Genomic DNA, 3405 nt, shown 5'->3' on the forward strand with positions numbered 1-3405 from the left:
ACGCCTACAACGCCGACCGCGAGTGGCGTGACCAGCAGTCGCTGCAGGCCTACGTCTTCGACACCTACGAGCGCGAGCTGCTCGTCGGCGCGCTGCTTCGGGTCATCGAGGAGTCCACCGACCTCACGGTGATCGAGGACGCGCTCGCGGTGCTGTTCCACTTCCAGCATCCGGATCTCGCCCAGGCGGACGACCAGCCCGAGAAGGAGGTGCTGTTCCCGCTGGTCGTGCTCACCGAGGTGCTGCGCGGGATCTACGCCCTGCCGATCCCCGTGTCGTACCGGTTCGCCGACGTCAATCGGGCGCTGCAGCCGTCGCGGTACGGATTCACGTACCGACCCAACGACTGGTTCGACTTCCGGCTGTCCAACCGCATGCGCGCCGACGCGATCCTGCGGGCATGGACGCAGAACGACAAGGGCGTGCTCGACGACATCCGCACACGGCTGCGGTGGCGCGTCTGGGGCGCCAATTCGGTCATCAACGGGCTGCGTGACCGCGTGCGCGACACCGGGGTGCTGTTCGCGTGGCCGCCGAAGTTCCGCCTGCCGGAGAGCCTCGGCTTCTCCGACCCGCTGCTGTCCCGGCTGGCGTTCATCGCGCAGTACGAGCGGGTGCTGCGCTACCTCGACGTCCGCGGGCGGCGCATGCGGCCCGTGACCGAGGGCTTCGGCAGCGGCGACACCTACGAACTGACCGCCGAGGGTGACGACTGGTTCCGGCTGCACCCGCGGCACGCCGACACGGCGCCGTCGGCGAGCAGCTTCGCCTCGCACGTCCTCACGACGGCGACCGACGCCGGCCGCCAGGCGCGCCTGACCTACGACGAGTTCCGCGGGCCATGGCCGTCGAAGCGCCACCCGGTCGCCATCACGAGGATCGCCGAGATCCGCGGTGGCGACGACGGCACGCGGCTGCGGCTCGGACTCGACCACAAGGAGATCTTCCATCCGCCATCGCCCGGCGACGTCTGCTACCTCGACGGGCTGTTCACCGACTGGACGACCCCGTACGTCATCGCTGCGCTGCGTGCACACGACGAGCGCACCGACGTGTGGGTCACCCGGCTGCTGCGCGACCCCGTCGGCACCCGCCGCGCGGTCGACCCACCGGAACAGGTGCGGACGGCCGCCACCACGATCGCCGCTGCGCACGGCATGACCAGCAGCCAGCAGGAGGCGTTCCGCGGTGTCGTTGACCACGACGTCCAGCTGGTGTGGGGACCGCCCGGCACCGGCAAGACCCACTTCGTCGCCCTCGCGATCCTCGCGCTGGCGGAGGCCCACCGGCGCGCCGGGCGGCGACTGCGCGTGCTGATCACCGCCCAGACCCACGCGGCGATCGACAACTGCCTGGCCAAGCTGCTTGCACTCCAGGTCGAGCAGCGGGTGTTCGACGCCACCCTGCCGGTGCGCAAGCTCGGCGGGTCAGGTGGCGGAGCGGAGTCGCTCGCGCCCCGCGACGCGTCCGGGTGGGCGGCGGAGCATGATATCTGCGTGATCGGGTCGACCGTGTGGCAGGCCCGCAAGGTGCCGCCCGAGGAGCTCACATACGACCTCATCGTCATCGACGAGGGGTCACAGGTGAAGGTCGGCGAGGCGGCGATCCCGCTGCTGCGAGTCGCCGCCGGCGGACGGGTGGTGATCGCCGGCGACGACAAGCAGCTGCCGCCGATCGTCGCCGGGCGCTACCCCGAGGTCGAGGACGAGCCGCTGCTGCACCGCTCCATCCTCGAGGCCCTCCGCCACCGCGACCCCGACGACGAGCTCACCGCGCCGCTGCTCGAGAACTGGCGCATGTGCGATGTGCTGTGTTACTACCCGGCATCGTCGATCTATCCGGACGGGTACGCGCCGGCGACGCCCTCGATCGCCGCGCGCCGCCTGACGCCGGCGTCGGACGCCGAGTCGGACCTCGTCGACGCCGTGCTCGATCCGGCGTTCCCACTCGTCGTGTGCGTGCTGGAGGACGTGCAGGCGACGGCTGAGAACCGCATCGAGGCGGCGCTGGTCGCCGACGTCACGATGTCGCTGCGATCACGCTTCGCCGGTGCGGACGACGCCACGTTCTGGCGCGACCACCTGTTCGTCGTGAGCCCGCACCACGTGCAGATCCGGGCGATCCGCCGTGCGCTGGCCGACGCCCGCGAGTGGGACGCTGACCCGTTCGTCGACACCGTCGACCGCATGCAGGGACAGGAGTGCGACGCGGTGATCGTCAGCTACGGCGTGTCGGACGTGGAGTACGCGCTGGGGGAGCGGGACTTCATCTACTCGCTGAACCGGCTCAACGTCGCGATCACCCGGGCACGGGTGAAGTCGATCGTGTTCCTGCCACGCCCGCTGCTCGACCCACCGATCCAGGCGCTCGACTCCGACCGCGTGGCCGACGGCATCGCGTTCATGCAGGGCCTGGCCAACTGGTGCAGTGACGCCACGGACCCGCTGTCGTTCGGCCTGCCGTCGGGCATGCTGACCGTGCTCCGCGCGGGCAACATGTCGACCTGATGCCGGAACACGACGACTCGGCCATCGCCTTCGGCCAGCGCTTGCTCGCGCTGCTGGACACCGGAAGCTTCACCGCCTCCTACAAGTACGCGGTGCTGGTCACGTTGATCGATGCCGTGCTCGAAGGTGCCGACGGCCACGGTGATCCTCCCGCGGCCGTCCACGCCATCGACATCGGGCGTCGCGTTCTGGCGATCTACTGGCGCCAGGCGCGTCCTTTCACCGCTGACGGTCCGCTGCGCCAATCGCGCCAGCGCGACATCGTCACAAGGATCGACGAGTTCCGCCGACGCCACCGCCTCGACGGCCTGGTGACGGTCGAGGCGGCCCGACGAGCCCATCCGACCGACTTCGCCGATCTCGAACGCGACGTCGTCGCCACCGTCGTCCGCTACCCCATCCCGCTGCTGCAGAAGGTCGGCATCGGCCGGCGCGCCGTCGAGCAGCGGTTCATCTATGCGTACGGGTGGGCCGAGGGTGTCAGTGCCGCGGTCGTCCACCGGTCCGGGTTCGACGACCGGATGCACCTCGTCGGCGACGCGGGCGCCCATCCCATGGCGCTCGCCGGGCTGCTGCGCCCGGTCATCCAGCGTGACTGGCTCGAGTTCGTCGCGCGGCGCAACGACGCCGACGTCGAGGAGCTGCGTCTGCACCGTCACCTGTTCGGGGGTGACCGCGTCTCTCTCGGTGGGCGCGCTCCGAGCCCGGCAGCTGGACGTCAGGTCAGCTCGGCGAAGTCGCGGATGTGCTCGCGTGGCCGCGATCCCCGTCGGCGACCCGCAGCGCCGCCCGCGCGGTCTACCTGCACCAACCTGACGGCAGCGTCCTGTGGGTCGGCAGACCAGGCCTCGTCGAAGGGCTGGACCGTCCCAGGCTGCTCGAGATGCTGCGTCCCGAC

The 3405-nt window shown here is 70.5% G+C and carries 2 protein-coding genes; both read left to right on the forward strand.

All coding sequences use genetic code 11. The features are described from left to right. Positions 1–2507: AAA domain-containing protein (locus VFZ70_14795; GenBank protein HEX6257073.1), on the forward strand; the 2507-nt coding region annotated here is incomplete at its 5' end. Next, on the forward strand, positions 2507–3405 hold an 899-nt coding region (locus VFZ70_14800; GenBank protein HEX6257074.1), incomplete at its 3' end, for a hypothetical protein. The genes VFZ70_14795 and VFZ70_14800, both read left to right, overlap by 1 nt.

The organism is Euzebyales bacterium (genome assembly GCA_036374135.1).
In the GTDB taxonomy this organism is placed as follows: domain Bacteria; phylum Actinomycetota; class Nitriliruptoria; order Euzebyales; family JAHELV01; genus JAHELV01.